This window comes from Streptomyces sp. AC1-42W (genome assembly GCF_003248355.1).
GTDB lineage: Bacteria > Actinomycetota > Actinomycetes > Streptomycetales > Streptomycetaceae > Streptomyces.
The window spans coordinates 3,287,771-3,306,246 of record NZ_QKWY01000002.1 but is presented as its reverse complement, the minus strand read 5'-3'; the positions used below and the strand labels follow the sequence as shown (position 1 = coordinate 3,306,246).

Annotated in this window: 15 protein-coding genes and 3 pseudogenes; 14 read left to right on the top strand and 4 right to left on the bottom strand. The window is 72.1% G+C overall.

The window, feature by feature from the left end:
• Positions 1 to 73 precede the first annotated feature (73 nt).
• The 3 genes from DNK56_RS32610 to DNK56_RS32600 form a co-directional block, all read right to left on the bottom strand.
• Positions 74 to 808, bottom strand: a complete 735-nt coding sequence (locus DNK56_RS32610) for a FadR/GntR family transcriptional regulator (RefSeq protein ID WP_111339353.1) — start codon at positions 806 to 808, stop codon at positions 74 to 76.
• Between the two features lie 78 nt (positions 809 to 886).
• Entirely contained in the window at positions 887 to 1,930 is a 1,044-nt protein-coding gene (locus DNK56_RS32605) for a S66 family peptidase (RefSeq protein ID WP_111339352.1), read from the bottom strand.
• A gap of 91 nt (positions 1,931 to 2,021) precedes the next feature.
• On the bottom strand, positions 2,022 to 2,804 hold the full coding sequence (locus tag DNK56_RS32600; RefSeq protein ID WP_111339351.1) for a class I SAM-dependent methyltransferase: 783 nt from the start codon (positions 2,802 to 2,804) through the stop codon (positions 2,022 to 2,024).
• A 195-nt stretch (positions 2,805 to 2,999) separates the two neighbouring features.
• Between DNK56_RS32600 and DNK56_RS32595 the strand changes: the two genes are divergently transcribed.
• The 3 genes from DNK56_RS32595 to fusA all read left to right on the top strand — a co-directional run bounded on the left by DNK56_RS32595 (position 3,000) and on the right by fusA (position 6,695).
• Positions 3,000 to 3,911, top strand: a complete 912-nt coding sequence (locus DNK56_RS32595; RefSeq protein ID WP_111339350.1) for a DUF2510 domain-containing protein — start codon at positions 3,000 to 3,002, stop codon at positions 3,909 to 3,911.
• A gap of 100 nt (positions 3,912 to 4,011) precedes the next feature.
• On the top strand, positions 4,012 to 4,299 hold the full coding sequence (locus tag DNK56_RS32590) for a hypothetical protein (protein WP_111339349.1): 288 nt from the start codon (positions 4,012 to 4,014) through the stop codon (positions 4,297 to 4,299).
• Between the two features lie 314 nt (positions 4,300 to 4,613).
• Positions 4,614 to 6,695, top strand: coding sequence for an elongation factor G (fusA, locus tag DNK56_RS32585; protein ID WP_111339348.1), 2,082 nt, complete (start codon positions 4,614 to 4,616; stop codon positions 6,693 to 6,695).
• Between the two features lie 64 nt (positions 6,696 to 6,759).
• Here the strand turns inward: fusA and DNK56_RS32580 are convergent, their stop codons facing one another.
• On the bottom strand, positions 6,760 to 8,205 hold the full coding sequence (locus tag DNK56_RS32580; protein WP_111339347.1) for a glyceraldehyde-3-phosphate dehydrogenase: 1,446 nt from the start codon (positions 8,203 to 8,205) through the stop codon (positions 6,760 to 6,762).
• A 671-nt stretch (positions 8,206 to 8,876) separates the two neighbouring features.
• Between DNK56_RS32580 and DNK56_RS36530 the strand changes: the two are divergent.
• The 11 genes and pseudogenes from DNK56_RS36530 to DNK56_RS32525 form a co-directional block, all read left to right on the top strand.
• Positions 8,877 to 9,236, top strand: a pseudogene (locus DNK56_RS36530) (AMP-binding protein); the annotation flags it as partial.
• Positions 9,237 to 9,277: 41 nt separating this feature from the next.
• The gene (locus DNK56_RS36345) at positions 9,278 to 10,243 is read left to right on the top strand and encodes an AMP-binding protein (protein WP_158558451.1); all 966 of its coding nucleotides are present in this window, start codon (positions 9,278 to 9,280) and stop codon (positions 10,241 to 10,243) included.
• Positions 10,243 to 10,692: a hypothetical protein gene (locus DNK56_RS32565; RefSeq protein WP_111339345.1), complete on the top strand. Its 450-nt coding sequence runs from the start codon at positions 10,243 to 10,245 to the stop codon at positions 10,690 to 10,692. The genes DNK56_RS36345 and DNK56_RS32565 overlap by 1 nt, the downstream gene beginning before the upstream one ends.
• Entirely contained in the window at positions 10,656 to 12,389 is a 1,734-nt protein-coding gene (locus DNK56_RS32560; RefSeq protein WP_241990158.1) for an acyl-CoA dehydrogenase family protein, read from the top strand. Before DNK56_RS32565 ends, DNK56_RS32560 begins: the two co-directional genes overlap by 37 nt.
• Positions 12,386 to 14,104, top strand: coding sequence for an acyl-CoA dehydrogenase (locus tag DNK56_RS32555; protein WP_111339344.1), 1,719 nt, complete (start codon positions 12,386 to 12,388; stop codon positions 14,102 to 14,104). Before DNK56_RS32560 ends, DNK56_RS32555 begins: the two co-directional genes overlap by 4 nt.
• A 70-nt stretch (positions 14,105 to 14,174) precedes the next feature.
• The gene (locus tag DNK56_RS32550; RefSeq protein WP_342211050.1) at positions 14,175 to 14,420 is read left to right on the top strand and encodes an acyl carrier protein; all 246 of its coding nucleotides are present in this window, start codon (positions 14,175 to 14,177) and stop codon (positions 14,418 to 14,420) included.
• Positions 14,417 to 15,349 carry a 3-oxoacyl-[acyl-carrier-protein] synthase III C-terminal domain-containing protein gene (locus tag DNK56_RS32545; RefSeq protein ID WP_111339343.1) on the top strand — a complete coding sequence of 311 codons (933 nt, stop codon included), beginning with the start codon at positions 14,417 to 14,419 and terminating at the stop codon, positions 15,347 to 15,349. Before DNK56_RS32550 ends, DNK56_RS32545 begins: the two co-directional genes overlap by 4 nt.
• A gap of 31 nt (positions 15,350 to 15,380) precedes the next feature.
• Positions 15,381 to 16,751 (top strand): preATP grasp domain-containing protein, encoded by a 1,371-nt coding sequence (locus DNK56_RS32540; RefSeq protein WP_241990157.1) that lies wholly within the window; start codon positions 15,381 to 15,383, stop codon positions 16,749 to 16,751.
• A pseudogene (locus DNK56_RS32535) lies at positions 16,748 to 17,100 on the top strand (diaminopimelate decarboxylase); the annotation flags it as partial. The gene DNK56_RS32540 and the pseudogene DNK56_RS32535, both read left to right, overlap by 4 nt.
• Before the next feature lie 153 nt (positions 17,101 to 17,253).
• Positions 17,254 to 18,213 (top strand): annotated as a pseudogene (locus DNK56_RS32530) (diaminopimelate decarboxylase); the annotation flags it as partial.
• Between the two features lie 5 nt (positions 18,214 to 18,218).
• A complete protein-coding gene (locus DNK56_RS32525; RefSeq protein ID WP_446750374.1) occupies positions 18,219 to 18,473 on the top strand; it encodes an acyl carrier protein in 255 nt (84 codons plus the stop codon).
• Positions 18,474 to 18,476 lie beyond the last annotated feature (3 nt).

Here is an 18,476-nt window from a genome sequence, read left to right as displayed (position 1 = left end):
CGCCGCGCGCATACGAGAGAGCCGCCGCACCGCTCCCCGGCGGGGCGGTGCGGCGGCTCCTGGTTCGTACGGGTCAGGCCCCGGGCGGCGGGTCGGCGACGAGGGTGCCGTGCAGCCCCCGGATGTGGCGCTCGACCAGGTCGGCCGCCCGCGCCCCCTCGCCCGCGCGCACCAGCCGCAGCAGTTCGGCGTGGTCCGCGTTGAGCGCGGCGGCGGTGGCGGGCCAGTCGGGCTCCGCCGCCAGGGCGCGCAGGATCAGCGGCCGTACGGACTCGCGCACGGCGGAGGTGAGCGTGGAGGTGAGGGCGTTGCCGGAGCCGCGGGCGATCCGGACGTGGAAGCGGGTGTCCAGGTCGTTGAACTCGGGCACCGCGATGCCGGGCTCCGCCATCCGCGCGACCAGCGCCTCCGCCTCGTCGAGGTCGGCCGGTACGGCGTGGCGCGCGGCCGCCTCGAAGCTGGACCGCTCCAGCACGACGCGGGCCTCCAGCATGTCCCCCAGGCTGTAGCTGCCGAGGGCGAAGTGGAGCCGGAGCAGCCGGCCGAGGGCGTCGTCGGGGTTGCGGACGATGCGGGCGCCCGCGTCCGGGCCGCGGCCCGGCTGGGCGACCAGCACACCGATGGTCTCCAGCACCCGCAGCGCCTCGCGCAGCGCCGAGCGGCTCACGCCGAGGACGGGGGCCAGTTCCCGTTCGGGCGGCAGCCGGTCACCGGCTCTGAGGTCGCCCGCGAACACCCGCTGCTCGATGCTCCGGAGCACCAGTTCATGCGTACGCGACTGCCGTACGGGCTCCCATTCGACGGGCATCGGCCATCCTCTGTTCCGGTCGGAACATCCCACTATGTCACACACGGTATGTGGTCGGACCACACGGCGGAGGGCCGCTCAGTATGTGACGACGATGCGGCGCGCCTCGCCGTCCACCCTGATCAGGCCGCCGAGCGGGATGATCGCCTGCGGGTCCGTGTGGCCGCAGTCGACGTCGAAGACGGCCATCGTGTCGGGGGCGTACTCCGTGAGCGCCCGCAGCACGGCATCGCGCTGCTCCCGCCGGTAGCGCGCGCCCGCCTCGGGGTCGAGTGGCTTGTCGAAGGACCAGTTCTTGGCCCGTGCCATGAGCAGGGCGGGGAAGCGGCGCAGCAGGCCGCGCTCCCCCATGTTGCGCAGGATGCGGTACACCTCGTCGGCGGAGGGCAGTTCCTCCGAGGTCTCCAGGAACAGCACCCGCCCCTCGTACGCCTCCGGGGGCAGGATCTCCCGGTCGGCCATCAGCAGCCAGGCCAGGATCTCCAGGTTGCCGCCCCAGCTCGCGCCCTCGACCACCCGGCCCGCGTTGTGCCAGATCCACCCCTCGCCGGGGAGCAGTTCGGGTTCGGCGTCGAAGGTGCGCGGGTCGTCCCAGGGCCGGTTGACGCTGCCCGTCTCCCCGGCCGGCGTCAGCTCGTACGGGCCGTGCGTGAACAGGGCGGCCCGGACGGAGTCGGCGACGAAGGGGTGCAGTGCGCCGGGGCGGCCGAGTTCGACCATCACCGAGCCGCCGTGGTAGCCGACGATCCCGAGGTTGTCGAGGAGGAGGAGCAGGTTGGTGCAGTCGCTGTAGCCGAAGAACGGCTTGGGGTTGGCCCGCAGCAGTTCACGGTCCAGGTGGGAGAGCACGGTGATCTGGTCCTCCCCGCCGATGGTGGCGATGACGGCCTTGATCTCCGGGTCGGCGAACGCCGCGTGGATGTCGGCGGCGCGCTCCTGCGGGCTCGACCCCATCTTCCGGGTGGTGGGGTATTCCACGGGCTCCAGGCCGAACTCCTCCCGGAGCCTGCGCAGGCCGAGTTCGTACGGGAGGGGGAAGAGGCCGGGCAGTCCGGAGGAGGGCGAGAGCACGGCGACGCGGTCACCGGGGCGCGGCTTGGAGGGATAGCGGGAAGGTGTCATCCGACAAGCCTAATGATCACCCCGGCCACCGCCCGCCGGATAACGCCCCGTCGACGCCCGCCCGGATCACCCCGGTGACGGGCCGCCGCCATCACCTCGGTGACGGTCCGTCGGACAGCGTCCCGGCCGGGCCCCGGACCAGTACCAGCAGGTCCATCCAGCTGACGGCGGGGCGGTCCGGTTCCTGCTCCGCCGCCGTACGCAGCCGGCGCATCCCGCGCTCGAACTCCTCGTCGTCCAGGCCGCGCAGCTTGGCGTCCGTGTCGCGTCTGATCCGGTCGGCGAAGGCGGCGAGGCTCGGGGCGCTCTCCTGCGGCACCGCGTGCAGGGCGACGCGGGTGAATCCGGCCCCCGCGAACGCGGCACAGGTCCGCTCCACGGTCGGATAGCCGTCCACGATGCGTTCGGCGCCGGGGAAGAACCGCACCCGCAGGTCGCGGGCGCACCGGCCGGGGAACGAGTTGCGGATGAGCACCGGGGCGCCGGGCTTCAGCGCTCTGCGCAACTCCCGGGCGGCGGCGTCCAGATCACCGATGTGGTGGACGACCGACCCGAGCCAGGCCGCGTCCGCGCAGCCGTCCGGCACCGGCAGCCCCTCGGCCCGTCCGTCCAGCGCCTCGATCCGCCCCTGCCGGGGGATCAGTGCCCGCATGGCGGAGGCCGGTTCCACGGCCAGCACCCGTGCCCCGAACCAGTCGGCGAACGCCGAGGCGAAGGAGCCGGTGCCCGCGCCGACGTCCAGGAGGGTGGCGCCGGGGGCGAGGTCCATCTCGGCGGCGATCGCGGCGCGCCACGCGGTCAGCCCGTCGCGCGGTATCTCCCGGGCGAGGCGGTAGTCCTCGGCGAAACGACGGTCGGGGGCGGTCGCTTCCATGGGGTCTCACTTCCGGCGCGATCGGGCCGACGCGGACGAACCGGGCCCGCCGCGCCTCGTCGGCGGATGTTAGCGACCACCCCGCCAATTGTCTAGACCAGAAAGGGAGGGAAATGTGCGCGGGCGCACGCCCGTTGCCGGGTGGGGCGCCACCCAGTTCATAGGATTCTCAGGCAGCCCCGCTACGGTGTCGGCGTGACCCAGACGAGCCCTCCCGGCTGGCATCCAGACCCCGGGTATTCAGGATTTGGCCCCCGCCACGAGCGCTGGTGGGACGGCACCCAGTGGACCGACCACCTCCGGGTGCCTCCGGCGGCCACCCGCGGCCGGCGCGTCCGCGTCGCGGCCGGTGTCACCGCCGCCGTGGTGGTGCTCGCCGCGATCGGGGGCGGCGTCTATCTGCTGACCGACGACTCGGACGGCAGGAGCGACACGGCGGTCTCCGCCCCGTCCGACTCCCCCTCCGCCGAGTCGCCCTCCCCCGACCGGCAGCGCGGCGACTCCGGCGGCGGCGACGGCGAGGACCGGGGCGACGGCGAGCGCGGGACGCCGGACCAGGGGCTGCCGGCCGAGGACGGCTACGCGACGGACCTGGCCAGCGGCATCAGCATTCCGGTCCCGGACGGCTGGAAGGGCGAGTCCGGCATGGGCGCCGGGGTGACCACCGGTTCCTACCCCTGCCCCGGCGACACCGGGAAGAACTGCGTGCGCGGCGGGGTGTTCTCCGTCCCGGCCGAGGCCCTGGAGCTGACCACCTCGACCCCGAAGGCCACGGCCGAGAAGGACATCGGGAACAACGCCGAGGCGTCCTACGGCGAAGAGGGCTACGGCGGCATCACCTCGCACAAGGAGCTGAAGTCCGAAGCCGTCACGGTGGCCGGACAGCGGGGCTACCGGGTGCGCTGGAAGGTGGTGACGAAGAACGGTGACGACGGCTACGTCGAGTCGCTGGCCTTCCCGTCCCCGCTGGCCGAGGACAGGATGATCGTGGTCCGCTCGGGCTTCGACATCAACGACAAGGCCCCCTCGCTGTCCGTCATGGACGAGATCACCAAGGGCATCAAGGCGGCCCCGAACACCGGTTCCGGTTCCGGTACCGACGCCTGACCGTCCCGGAGGACCGCACGGCCCGGAGTGAGTATCCGGGCCGTGCGGTCTGAGTACGTCACCCGATCCCCGGCCGGGGCGCGGACGCTGGAATGGGATCATGGTTCCCGACGCACAGCGGCTCCGCATCCGGCACGTCACCAGTGCCGGCACCACGCTCGCCCTCTCGCTCGCCCCGCTCGTGATCGGCGTGCTGTTCGCGCGCACGATGGCTCTGGACCCGCACACCCCCGTGAACGCCCTGATCACCCGGGGCGGCCGGGGCACCGGTCCCTCGCCCGCGGAGTGGCGCGGCTGCGGCCGGAGCGCGCTGCGCCGCTGCCGGAGCGCCTGCCGGCCCCTGGCCCGGCCGAAAAACCGGTACCCCCGCACCCGCCGCCTTCCCTAGACTCGCCCCACACCGCGCCGGGTTCCGCCGGCGCTCGTGCCGTGACCGTCGAGGGGAGACCGCCGTGCGTCAGCGCACCGCCGCCGTCGTCCCCGCGTCGCGGTTCGAGGTGATCCTGGTGTCTCGCGCCGCCCGGCGCCGGCTGCGCGGCCGGCCCCGGACCCCGTGACGAACACGCGGGCCTCTGCCGTCTCCTGACGTGTGGTCACCCCTGTGCCGAGAGGCGGGGTGACGGGTTCCGCCACGCCCCTCGCGGGCCGTTCCGTCCGGGAATCGCGCCGTCTTCTTCCGGATCATCCGAAAGGCCACCGGCCGTGCGTACCCACCAGCACCGTTCCCTCGACGCCGCACTCGACACCGTTCGCAACCTGGGCATCCTGGCCCACGTCGACGCCGGCAAGACGACCGTCACCGAGCGCATCCTCTACACCACCGGCACCACCCACAAGCGCGGTGAGGTCCACGACGGGACGACCATCACGGACTTCGACTCCCAGGAACGCGACCGGGGCATCACCATCTTCGCCGCCGCCGTGAGCTGTTCGTGGGACGGTCACCGCATCAACCTCATCGACACACCGGGGCACGTCGACTTCGCCGACGAGGTCGAACGCTCGCTGCGGGTGCTCGACGGCGCGATCGCGGTGTTCGACGCGGTGGCCGGGGTGGAGCCGCAGAGCGAGTCGGTGTGGCACCAGGCGGACCGGCACTCCGTCCCGAGGATCGCCTTCGTCAACAAGCTGGACCGGGCGGGCGCCGACCTGGACACGGCCGTCGCCTCCATCCGGGACCGGCTGCACACCGTCCCACTGGTGGTCCAGCTGCCCATCGGCAGCGAGGACGCCTTCCGCGGCGTCGTGGACCTGCTGCGGATGCGCGCCCTGGTGTGGGCGGACGGCGCCGACACCTACGAGGAGTGCGCGGTGCCCGCCGAACTGCGCGAGGAGGCGGTGCGGCGCAGGCGGCTCCTGGAGGAGGCGGTGGCGGAGCTGCATCCGACGGCGCTGGAGGAGTTCTGCGTACGCTCCGAGCTTTCGGAGGCGACGCTCGCCGGGGCGCTGCGCGATCTGACGCACACCGGTGAGGGGGTCGTGGTGCTGTGCGGTTCGGCGTACCGCAACCGGGGTGTGGAGCCGTTGCTGGAGGCGGTCGTGGCGTATCTGCCCTCGCCCGCCGACGTGCCGCCGGTACGGGGCGTGTTCGGCGACGAGGTGCGGGAGCGGGCCGCCGATCCGGCGGGGCCGTTCGCCGCGCTGGCGTTCAAGGTGAACGCGACGGCGACGGGCCGGCTGACCTATCTGCGCGTGTACTCGGGAACGATCGGAAAGGGGCAGACCGTGCTGGACGCGAGCACCGGGCGCGGTGAGCGCGTCGGCCGCATCCTGCGGGTGCGGGCGGACCGCCATGTCGATGTGGACACGGCGGTGGCCGGGGACATCGTCGCGGTCATCGGCCCGAAGTCGGTCCGTCCGGGCGCCACGCTGTGCGCGCCGGACGCCCCGCTGGTCCTGGAACCGCCCTCGGTGGCCGAGCCGGTCGTGTCCGTGGCCGTGGAGGCACGGCGGAGCACGGACACGGAGCGGCTGATGGCCGCCCTGGTCCGGCTGGCCGAGGAGGACCCGTCGCTGGTGGTGCGTACGGACGCCGAGACGGGTCAGACGGTGCTGTCGGGCATGGGCGAGCTGCATCTGGAGGTGGCCGCGGAGAAGATCCGCCGCGACCACGGCCTGGACGTCCGGGTCGGCCGGCCGCAGGTCGCGCACCGGGAGACGCTGGTGCGCGGGGTGTCCGGGCTGGTCTACCGGCACGTCAAACAGGACGGCGGGGCCGGGCAGTTCGCCCATGTCGTCATCGACGTCGAACCGCTGGAGGCGGGCGACGGCGAGGAGGCGGTGTTCGCGTTCCGTTCGGCGGTCGTCGGCGGCCGGGTGCCGGCGGAGTACGTGCGGGCGGTCGAGGCGGGCTGCCGGGACGCGCTGGCCGAGGGGCCGCTGGGCGGGCATCCGGTGACCGGGGTGCGGGTGACGCTGGTCGACGGCGCCACGCACTCCAAGGACTCCTCGGAGATGGCGTTCCGCACGGCCGGGCGGTTCGCGCTCCGGGAGGCGCTGCGGGCGAGCGCGATGGTGCTGCTGGAGCCGGTGGTCGAGGTCACGGTCACCGTGCCGGACGACGCGGTCGGCGGGGTGCTCGGCGATCTGGCCGCCCGGCGCGGCCGGGTCTCCGGGTCCACCACGCGGGGCGCCGCCGCGGTGGTCACCGCGACCGTGCCGCTGGCCGAGCTGTTCGGTTACGCGACGCGGCTGCGGAGCCGTACGCAGGGCCGGGGCACGTTCACCACCCGCGCCACGGGGTACGCGCCCGCACCGGCGGCGGTCTCCGGCGGCACGGCCTGACGGGCGAGGTCCCGCCCGCCCTCTGTGTCGAGGGCGGGCGGGACCTGTCGTCGTCCGGCCCGGGTCAGACGACCGGGACGGGGAACGTCGGGTACTCCACCCCGGAGACGTACTGGACGACCCGGATGACCTGGCACGAGTAGCCGAACTCGTTGTCGTACCAGAGGTAGAGGATCGCGTTGTCGCCGTCCACCTGGGTGGGGCCGGCGTCCACGATGGAGGCGTGCCGGGAGCCGATGAAGTCGCTCGACACCGCGTCCGGGGCGGTCGTGAAGTCGATCTGCCGCTTCAGCGGGGAGGTCAGCGACACCTCGCGGAGGTGGTCGAGGACCTCGGTGCGGGTGGTCTCGCGGCCGAGCTTGAGGCTGAGGATCGCGATCGAGACGTCCGGCACGGGGACCCGGATGGAGCTGCCCGTGATGGTCGCCTCCAGGTCGGGCAGCGCCTTCGCGACGGCTGAGGCGGCGCCCGTCTCCGTGATCACCATGTTGAGCGGCGCGGAGCGGCCCCGGCGGTCGGAGCCGTGGTAGTTGTCCAGCAGGTTCTGGTCGTTGGTGAACGAGTGGATGGTCTCCACGTGTCCGCGCAGCACGCCGTACTCGTCGGCCATCGCCTTGAGCGGCGGCACGATCGCGTTGGTGGTGCAGGAGGCGCAGGAGATGATCTGCTCGTCCGGCTTGATCGTCCCGTGGTTGACGCCGTGCACGATGTTGGGGACGTCGCCCTTGCCGGGCGCGGTCAGGACGACCTTGGCGATGCCGGGGCGCAGGTGCTTGGACAGGCCCTCGCGGTCGCGCCACCTGCCGGTGTTGTCGATGAGGATCGCGTCATTGATGCCGTACGCGGTGTAGTCGACGGTGGTCGGGTCGTCCGAGTAGATGACCTGGATCTCGTTGCCGTTGGCGACGATCCGGTTGTTGGCCTCGTCCACGGTGATCGTGCCCTGGAACTGGCCGTGGATGGAGTCGCGCCGCAGCAGTGAGGCGCGCTTGACGATGTCCTGGCCCGCGCCCTTGCGGACCACGATGGCGCGCAGCCGCAGGCCGTTGCCCGAGCCCGCCTTCTCGATGAGCAGCCGGGCCAGGAGGCGGCCGATGCGGCCGAAGCCGTAGAGGACCACGTCGCGCGACTCGCGGCGCTCGATCTTGTTGTCGCCGATGGCTCCGGAGACGGCCTCGGCGGTGAACCCCGCCTCGCCGAGGCCGCGGTTGTCGGCCTTGTAGAGGGCGGCGAGCATGCCGATGTCGATCTGGGAGGGGCCCAGGTCCAGGGTGGTGAGGGCCTGCAGGAAGGGCAGGGTCTCGGTGACCGAGAGCTCGTCGCCGTCGATCTGGCGGGCGAAGCGGTGGGTCTTGAGGATGCTCACCACCGACTTGTTGACCAGTGAGCGGCTGTGCAGCAGGACGGTGACGTCCCGCTCGCGGTGCAGCTTCCCGATGATCGGAATCATCGACTCCGCGATTTCTTCGCGGTGCTTCCAATTGGTGAACGCGTCGTCATTGACAGTCACAGGTTTATCTTTCGAGCTAGGCGGCGCTCATATGGTAACCAGACGCCCGTTCACCCCCTCACCCGGCCCGGCCCACCCGGCCCCGACGGGGCGTACCCCAGCCACTCCATCCCGATAATTCACCTTTCACCCCTTATCGGATTGGTCCATACCTTTGAATGCACATTGGTCGGGCAAGCCATCTTTTAATCGTTTTCTAAATACCAGCAGGGAAGCCTGAATAAGTTCGCCCCACACCCTTCGATCCGCGCACGCCATCACGAATATTCGAAATGCGGACACCCGTCACCGACCTACTGCCGAGTATTTGATCGAGACTTTCCAAGTCATCTGCATTCCTTTACGATCAACCGAGCGACGGGCATTTTTCGGCCCATTTTGATTGCCAACGGGGTGTTCGAGTTGAACGTGTACGGACTTGTGCATGCCTACGGGGATGTCGCCCCTTCGGCGATCCCACGCCGCTCGCACCCCCCTCAACCAGCCCCGAGAACACCCGACTTGGCGCGCATCACCTGGCCAGAGGGCCAACTGGTGGACCGACGGCCTCCGCTCCCCCCGGCCTCACCGGATTTTTTTCAGCCAATCCACGGCAAGCTCCACAGGGCCCTTCTCCGCGTCGAGAACGAATAGCCGGGCGCCGGAAACAATTACACAGGAGGTCTGCCTAAATGCCTGAGCGCGAGAGTCTGGTGGCCCTGCTGCGCGAACGCGCCACGGAACACGGTGACCGGCCCGCAGTCGGATTCAGCGCCGACCCGGCCGACCCGACGGCCTACGAGGAAACCACTTACGGAGAACTGGACGAGACCGCCCGCCGCACCGCGGTCCTGCTCCGCCGCGCCGGCGTGGAGGAGGGCGACCGGGTCCTGCTGCTCCACCCGCCGGGGCTCGGATTCCCCCGCGGGTTCACCGGCTGCCTGTACGCCGGGGCGATCGCCGTACCCGCCCCGATGCCCGACGGCTACCGGCGCCAGCGCGAGCGGCTGGCCGGGATCGCCCGCGATGCCCGGGTGAGCGCGGTACTCACCGACGCCTCGACAGCCGCGGCGGTCGGCGACTGGACCCGGGAGTGCGGCCTCCAGAACCTCCCGGTACTGGCCGTGGCCCCCGACTCCCTGCCGCCTGCCGCCTGCCGCCTGCCGCCTGCCGCCTGCCGCCTGCCGAAGAATGGCGTGAGCCGCGGACAGGGGCACGCACCGTCGCCTTCCTCCAGTACACCTCCGGTTCGACCAGCGAGCCCAAGGGCGTCGTCGTTGACCACGGCAACGTACTCGCCAACGCCGAGGCGTTCGCCGGCACGGTCGACGTCCGGCAGGAGACACGCTGGGGCGGCTGGCTGCCCATGTATCACGATTTCGGGCTTATCGGACTCCTGATCACCCCGCTCACCCTGGGCAGCACCATCGTGCTGATGTCACCGGCGACCTTCCTCAAACGCCCGCACCTGTGGCTGCGGTTGATGGACGCCTACGACCTCCAGGTGTCACCGGCACCCAACTTCGCCTACGACCTGTGCACCCAGCGGGTCACCGATGCCCAGCTGGAGGGCGTCGACCTGTCCCGGTGGACCCACGCCATGAACGGTTCCGAGCCGATAGCGGCCCGGACGCTGACCGCCTTCGCCGAGCGTTTCGCCGCGGCCGGCCTCCGGGCCGACGCGTTGACCCCCGGCTACGGTCTGGCCGAGGCCACCCTCTGCGTCTCCGGTGCGCCCTCCTACCGGCCGCCGGTCATCACCCCGGTCGACACGGGAGCCCTGGACCGGGACCTCTTCCGCCCCGCCGGCCCCACGACATCCCCGAAGGAGGTCCGCGGGCTGGTCAGCAGCGGGCGGCTCTGCCCCGGAGTCGAGGCGGTCGCCGTGGACCCCGGCGACGGCACGGTCCTGCCGGAGGGCGCCATCGGTGAACTCTGGGTACGCGGCCCCAGCGTGGCCCGCGGCTACTGGGAGAACGAGGAGCAGAGCGCGCTGACGTTCGGCGCCGTCACCCGGGACGGCCGGTCCGGCTGGCTGCGCACCGGGGACCGGGGGTAGTGGCCGACGGAGAGCTGTACGTCACCGGGAGGATCAAGGAGCTCCTGATCCTCGGCGGACGCAACCTCTATCCGCACGACCTGGAGGCGGCGGTCCGCGCCACCCATCCGGCGCTGGAGCGCAGCGCCACCGCCGTGTTCACCGTGCCGTCGGCCGGGGACCAGCTGGTGGTGGTGCAGGAAGCCCGCCCCGCCCTGTTCGGAACCACCCCGGCCGGGCAGCTGATCGACGACGTGACCCGCGCTCTGGGCCGGGAGTCCGGGGTCGCCGTGCCCAATGTCGTCCTGGTCCGCCCCGGTGACGTCCAGCGGACCACCAGCGGCAAGATCCAGCGCACACTGACCCGGAACCTCCTGCTGGGCGGGGAGCTACGGGTGATCGGACAGCGGGTGAGTCCGGTGCTGGAGCGGGCATGCGCCGCGCACACCGCGACGGGGACGCACCAGTGAGCGCCCTGACCGCCGCCGGGCTGGAGCGGGCGCTCGGAGACCCGTCCGATCCCAGGACCCCGTTCTCGTACGCCCGTTGCGCGGAACTGGACCGGGACGAGGCATTCCCCGAGGAGATCTGCGCGGAGCTGGACCGGATCGGTCTGCCCCGGCACTACGTACCGCGGGAGTTCGGTGGGGCGCTCGTCGGACTCCAGGAGCTGGCCGACCTGGTCCGGGTCGTCGCCCGCCGCGACCTCACCGCGGCGATCGGCCACGCCAAGAGCTACCTCGGCGCGGCCTGCGTATGGACGGCCGGCACCCCGGAGCAGGGCCGTGCCCTCGCCACCCGGCTCACCGCCGGGGCACCGGTCTCCTGGGGGCTGACCGAGCGCGCCCACGGCAGCGATCTGCTCGCGACCGAGCTGGCAGCCGAGCCCTGTTCCTCGGGCGGTCATCGGCTCACCGGTGAGAAGTGGCTGATCAACAACGCCACCCGGGGCGAGCTGATCTGTGTACTCGCCCGCACCGACCCGGCGGGCGGACCGCGCTCCCTCAGCCTCTTCCTGGTCGACAAGAAGCGGCTCGCGCCCGGAAGCCACCGGTGTCTGCCCAAGCAGCGCACCCACGGCATCCGGGGTGCCGACATCAGCGGCATCGCCTTCGACGGGGCTCTGGTACCGGACGACGCCCTCGTCGGGGAGGCCGGGCACGGTGCCGAGACCGTTCTCAGGACGCTTCAGCTCACCCGGACGGTCTGCGCCGCGCTCTCGCTGGGCGCCGCCGACCACGCGCTGCGACAGGCGGTGGCCTTCACCGAGGGGCGCGAGCTGTACGGCAGACGCCTGGCCGGCTTCCCCCACGTGAGGCGGACCCTCGGCCGCGCCCGCGCGAGGCTGCTGGCGTGCGAGGCGGTGAGCCTGGTCGCGAACCGCTCGGCAAGTGCCCTGCCCGGCGAGCAGAGCGTCGCGGCGAGCGTGGTGAAGTCCTTCGTGCCGGAACGCGTCGAGACGCTCATCGCCGACTGCGGTGAACTCCTGGGCGGCCGGGCGTTCCTCACCGGGGTGCACGAGCACGGCACATTCCAGAAGCTGGTCCGGGACCACAGGGTGGTGGGCATCTTCGACGGCAACCAGGCGGTCAACCGCAATGCCCTGATCAACCAGTTCCCGGTGCTGGCCCGCCGCTACCGGGAGGGCCGGGTGGACGCGGCGGGGCTCGCGGCGGCGGCCGACCCGCGGTCGCCTCTGCCGCCCCTCGCCCCCGGCAGACTGGAACTGGTCTCCCGCGGCGGTGCCAGTCTCGTACAGAACCTGCCGTCCGCCGTCGCCGCCCTGCGCGCGGCGGAGGCGACCGACCCCCGGCTGCTCGCCCTGGCCGAGCGGCTTCTCGCCCGCTGCGAGTCGTTGCACGGTGAACTGGCCGCGCTGCGCCCCTCGCGGATACCGCCCGCCCGCGCCTTCGACCTGGCCCAGGAGTACGAGGAGTGTTTCGCCGGAGCCGCCGTGCTGCACCTGTGGTCGGCGGACGGCGGGCGCCGGGCCGGCCCCGAACCGTGGCGGGACGCGGTGTGGGCCAGGGCCGCGCTGGCCGCGGTGCTCGTGCGGAAGGACCCGGAGCCGGGTGACGACGCGGAGTTCGACGGGCTGTCCGATGCGCTGGAGACCATCGCCGCCGCACCGGTTGTGGTGGCGCCGGCCGGAGAGGAGACCCGGTGACCGGCAGGACACCGGCCGCGCGCCCCGGCGCCGCGGATCTGGAGCGGGCCTTCGGCGACCCCTGGGACGACGCCAACCCGCTCGGCCACGCCGCCACCGTCGCGGCGGACGAACGGGACGAGGTGGTGGCCGGCGCCGAACGCCTGCTCGACACGTACGGTCTGGGCGCCGAGTTCGTCCCGGTCGGCCTCGGCGGCCGGCTGGACCGGCTGGACCGGCTGGTCGAGGTGGCACGTACGGTGTTCCGGCGCGACCCGGCGCTGGGCCTGGGGTACGGAGCCGCCTCCTTCATCGCGGCGGTCAACGTCTGGTCCTCGGGCAGCGCCGAGCAGCAGCGCCGGCTGGCCGCACTGCTGCTCGGCGGCGGCCGCGTGGCGACCCTCTACCACGAGCTGGAGCACGGGAACGACCTGGCGGGCGCCTCGTTCGCCGCTCGCCCCCAGGCGGACGGCACCCTGCGGCTGCACGGCCACAAAGAGGTGGTCAGCAACGCCGAACGCGCCGAGGCGATGGTGGTCTTCGCCCGGACCTCGGACGGTCCCGGGTCCCGCTGTCACACGCAGCTGCTGGTGGAGAAGGAGGGGCTGCCGGCCGACCGCTACCGGTACCGTCCGCGGTTCCCCAGCGCCGGTATGCGCGGGGTACGGCTCGGCGGCATCGAGTTCGACGACTGCCCTGTCGGCCCGGAGAGCGTGGTGGGACGCCTCGGACAGGGAGTCGAGAACGCGTTCCGCTCCTTCCAGATCACCCGTACCGCCCTGCCCGCGATGGCCGTCCCGATCCTGGACACCGGGCTGCGGACGACCCTGCGCTTCGTCCGCTGCCGGCGGCTGTACGGCGGATACGCGAGCGATCTGCCCCTGGTCCGCCGCACCCTCGCCGAGGCCTTCACCGATCTGCTGGTCTGCGACGCCATGGCCACCACCGGGGCCCGTGCCGTGCACCTGCTGCCGGGGGCGACCGCGCTGTACTCCTCCGCCGTGAAGTTCCTGGTGTCCAAGCGGCTCACGGACGCCATGGACCGGCTCTCGGTGGTGCTGGGCGCGCACTTCTACCTGCGCGAGGGCGGGTTCGCCATCTTCCAGAAGCAGTTGCGGGACCTCCAGGTGGTCGGCTTCGGCCATGCCGCCCGAGTCGTCTGCCTGTCCACCGTCCTGCCGCAGCTGCCGGGCGCGGCCCGCCGGGCGGCCCGGGCCGAGGGGACGCCCCCGCTGCTGTCACGGATCGGCGGGCCCCTGCCACCGCTGGACTTCGGGCGGCTCGCCCTCGCGGCCAACGGACCGGACGAGCTGGCCGCCGTACCGGCCGGGGTGGCCGGGGAACTGGCCGGGAGCACGGAACACCGTGCCCTGGCGGGTCTGGCAGCCGTCTTCGCCGCCGAGGCGGAGCGGGTACGGGCCGAGGCGACGGCGCTGGCGCCACGGGATCTGGCGGTCGGCGGCGCGGCAGACGCCCTGGAGGTGGCCGCACGCTACACGACAGTGCTGGCCGCCGGCTGCTGCCTCACGACGTGGCGGGACAACCGGGACGGCGGCGACCCCTTCCTCGCCGACCCGCTCTGGGCCGAGGCCGCCCTCACCCGGCTGCTCGACCGGACCGGCCGGGGCGACGGCCGGCTTCCGCCGGAGCTGGCCGAGCCGCTGTACCGCAACCTGCTCGCTCGCGACGACGCCGGTCTGGGCTTCGACCTCGCCGGCCGCGGCCTGCCCGGCTGACACCCCACCGCACCCGAACCTGGAGACCGCCTTGCCCGCCACCGACCGCCTCCCCGAACTCCGGGAGTAAATAACCCACCGGGTCGCCTCCTACCTGGAGTGCGCTCCGGAGACCATCGACCCCGGCGTCCCGCTCAGTGACTACGGACTGGACTCCGTCTACGCCTTCGTCCTCTGCGGCGACCTGGAGGACCACCTCGGCTTCCCCGTCGACCCCACCGTCGTCTGGGACCACCGCAGTGTCGAGGACCTGTCGGCCCATCTGGCCGGCGCGGCGACCGGGCAGCACACGAACCCGCCGGAGACCGCCCCGTGACCGCGCTGCTGGCGGTCTCGGCCCGGCTGCCCTCCCGGAGCGTGCCGGTGGCCTCCCTCCAGGCGGAACTCGATCTGAACGACGACCAACTACGCGTGATGCGAAGAGTCTTCGGGCTCTCCCACGTGCTGCGCGAGCCGACTGGCACGGTGGCGGACCTGATGCTCGCCACGGCCCGGGGGCTGGAGGCGCTGCGCGGCCGCGAGCATCTGGTGCGGTACGTCGTGCAGGCCCGGACCATGCCGGCCGTCGCGCCCTACCCGGTCAACCCCCTGCACGAGGTGCGGGACGCGCTGGGCCTGCGGCACGCCCAGGCGTTCAGCGTCTTCCAGCACGCCTGTGCCTCCGGGCTGCTCGCCGTGGACCTGTGCGGCAAGCTGCTGGCTTCCGACGGTGACCCGGACGCGCTGGCGCTCGTACTCACCGGGGAGAAGACGTTCACACCGGCCGCCCGGACGGTGCCGGGGACGGCCGTCAACGGGGAGGCCTCCGCGGCGGTCCTGGTCGGCGTCGGCGGTGACCGCGACCGGGTTCTCGGCTATGCGACGCGCACCCACGGCCGGTTCAACGCGGCGCTCTCGCTCACCCCCGAAGTGGCCGCCCAGTTCCAGCGGGCCTACCCCGCCGCCCTGGCCGAGGTGCTGCTCGCCGCCGTCGAGCGGGCCGGGACCACCCTCGGTGAACTGGCGCTGATCCTGCCGCACAACGTGAACCTGGTCTCCTGGGTGCGGCTCTGCCGGGACCTCGGCATCCCACTGGAGAAGGTGCTGCTGGAGAACGTTCCCGTCACCGGCCACTGCTTCTGCGCGGACCCCTTCCTCAACTACCGCACCGCCGCCGACCGGGGGCTGCTCCGGCCCGGCGACCGCTACCTGATGGCGGCGGTCGGCCTCGGCGCGACCTTCTCCGCCATGGTGCTCCAACACTGACCAGCCGATCCGGCAGAAAGGAACGGTCCCCGTGACGCCCGACTTCATGGGCCGGCTGCGAACGGCCCTCACCGGCTCCCCCGACGCCCCGCTCGTCCTCCTCGGAAACTTCGAGGTCGAGGAGGAGTGGGCCGAGGGCGAGCCCGGCCTGCCGCGAGTCGCCTTCTCTGCGGGCAGCGCCGTCGTCCACCACATGGACGCCTTCACACTGCTGCTCGCCGGCCGGAACGACCACGTCGTCCTCAAGGCGGCGCCCGATCCGGAACACCTGGGCTACCTGGACGAACTGGGCCTGGACCTTCCCCGGGTGCACACCCCGTCCGGCAGCGACCCCGGGCGAACGGTGACCCGTGACGCGCTCGCCGACCCGGCCCTCCAGGAGACACTGCGTGCCCTCGGGCCCGGTGCCCGGATCGTCCCGCACGGCGCCTCCGTCCTGGAGGAACAGCTCTCCGACCGCACCGGGCTGCCGCTGGGCGCCCCGTCCGCCGCCCTCTGCAAGGCCGTCAACAGCAAGATCTACAGCCGGGCGATCGCGGAGGCCACCGGGCTGCGGCAGGCACCCGGCTGGAGCTGCGGTGACCTCGCCGAACTGGACACCGCCCTCGCCGGAGCCCGCGAACTGCTGCGGGCCGGACGCCGCGTCGTGGTCAAGGACGCCTTCGGTGTCTCCGGCAAGGGCATCAACGTCATCGACGACGAACGGCGGCTGGACACGCTGCGGCGGATGATCGACCGGCGGGCCCGGCGCTCCGGCGACGACCGCGTGGTGCTGGTCGTGGAGGAGTGGGTCGACAAGGCCACCGACCTCAACTACCAGTTCACCCTGGGCCGGGACGGCTCCGTCCATTTCGACTTCGTCAAGGAGGCCCTCACCGAGGGCGGCGTGCACAAGGGCCACCGCTTCCCGGCCCAGCTGTCCGACCACCAGCTCGGCACCGTACGCCACACCGTCGAGGTGCTCGGCGAACGGCTCGCCGCCGACGGGTACTTCGGGGTCGTCGGCGTCGACGCGATGACGGACCCGCAGGGCGGCGTCTACCCGGTCGTGGAGATCAACGCCCGGCACAACATGTCGACCTACCAGGCGCGGCTCCAGGAACGGTTCCTCGGCCCCGCCTGCCATACCCTGGCCCGCCACTACCCGGTCCGGCTGCGGACACCGCTCGGGTTCGGCCGGCTCCGCGCCCTGCTGGGGGAGCTGCTGTTCACCGGCTCCGGCGGCGGACTGCTCGTCAGCAACTTCTCGACGCTGAACGCGGCCGCCACCCAGGACGGCACGGCCTACGAGGGCCGGCTGCACGCCCTGCTGATCGGGGACTCCCCCCGGTCCCTGGGGAGAACCGATGAGGCGGTCACAGCCCTGCTGGCCGCGCTCGGACAGGAGGACAAGACGTCATGACGGGTGAATTCCACGTCCAGGGGCTGGGCATCGGCCGGCTCGCCGAGGAGTTCGGCACGCCGTTCTATCTGTACGACGGCGATGTGCTGCGCGCGCAGTTCGAGGGGCTGCGCGCCCCGCTGCACCCGGCGCTGGAGATGTTCTTCTCGCTCAAGGCCAACCCCAACGTGTCGGTCTGCGCCCTGCTCCACTCCCTGGGCGCACGTGCCGAGGTCTCCTCGATGGCGGAGCTGGTGACCGCGCGGCGGGCCGGGGTCCCGGCGCACAACATCATCTTCCTGGGGCCCGGCAAGAGCCGCGAGGAGATCACCGCCTGTCTCACCGAAGGCATCCTCGCCCTAAGGGCTGTCCCGTAATCCCCGGCGGGCGCACGACGACAGCTACGGCACCTCGCTGCGTTGTCGGAACGTCCGAATACGTCCAGTATGCGAACGCCCCTCCGCCTTGCGATGCACCGCATCTGACGCCGCGCGCTGATCCACCGGGGATTACGGGACAGCCCTTAGTCGTGGAGTCCTTCGAAGAGCTGGAGCTGGTCGACGAAATCGCCTCCGGTCAGGGCGTGGTGGCCCCGGTGGCCCTGCGGGTCAACCCGAGTTTCGCGGTCAAGGGGTCCGGCCTCACCATGGGCGGCAAGCCCCGCCAGTTCGGCATCGACGAGGAACAGCTGCTCGGCGCCGAGGGCCTGGCCGACCGGCACCCGCATGTGCGGCTCATGGGGGTCCACGCCTACATGGGCACCCGCATCCTCGACGAGAACGTCATCGCCGAGAACACGGCACGCATCCTGGACCTCGCCGAACGGGTCTCCGCGCGGCTGGGTTTCGGGCTCGAACTCGTCGACGTCGGCGGGGGTCTGGGCGTCGGCTACTTCGAGAAGGAACGGGACCTGGACCCGGAGGTACTGACCAAGGGCCTCAACCCGCTGGTCGAATCCTTCCACCGGGCCCACCCCGGAACGCGGCTGCTGCTGGAACTGGGCCGCTACCTGACGGCCCCGGCAGGCACCTACGTGGTCCGGGTCCGCTACGTGAAGACCTCCATGGGGGAGAACTTCGCGGTCGCCGACGGAGGGACCAACCATCACATGGCGGCCGTCGGCATCGGCTCCTTCGTCAAGCGCAACTTCCCCATGCGGCTCCTCAACCGCCTCGGCGAGCCCGCCGACCAGCCGTGGATGGTCACCGGCCCGCTGTGCACCCCCAACGACACCATCGGCAAGAACGTCCCGCTGCCCCCGGTCCGGGCGGGGGACCTCATCGGGGTCGACCGCTCCGGCGCCTACGGCCCCACCGCCTCGCCGGTCCTCTTCCTGAGCCACGGCTACCCGGCGGAAGTGCTCGTGGACGGCGGCCGGGCCCATCTGGTCCGCGAGCGCGACACCACCGAGGACGTGCTGGGCCGCCAGCACCGCTACGACCCGCCGGCCGCCGAGGCCGGGACACCCACCGAAGGAGAGTGACCACCATGTCCGACCTCACCCGCGCCACCGTCGTCACCAGGATCAACGAGTCGCTGGGCCAGGTACTCAACCGCGACCTGGAGCCCGGGGACGATTCCCCGCGTCTCTTCGACGACCTGGGCCTGGACTCCACCAGCGTGCTGGAGCTGCTGATGCGGCTGGAGGACGAACTCGGCATCGAGTTCGACACCGACTCGCTGGAGCAGCACCACTTCGAGAACGTCGGCACCCTCGCCGACTATGTGATCGAGCAGGGCTGACCC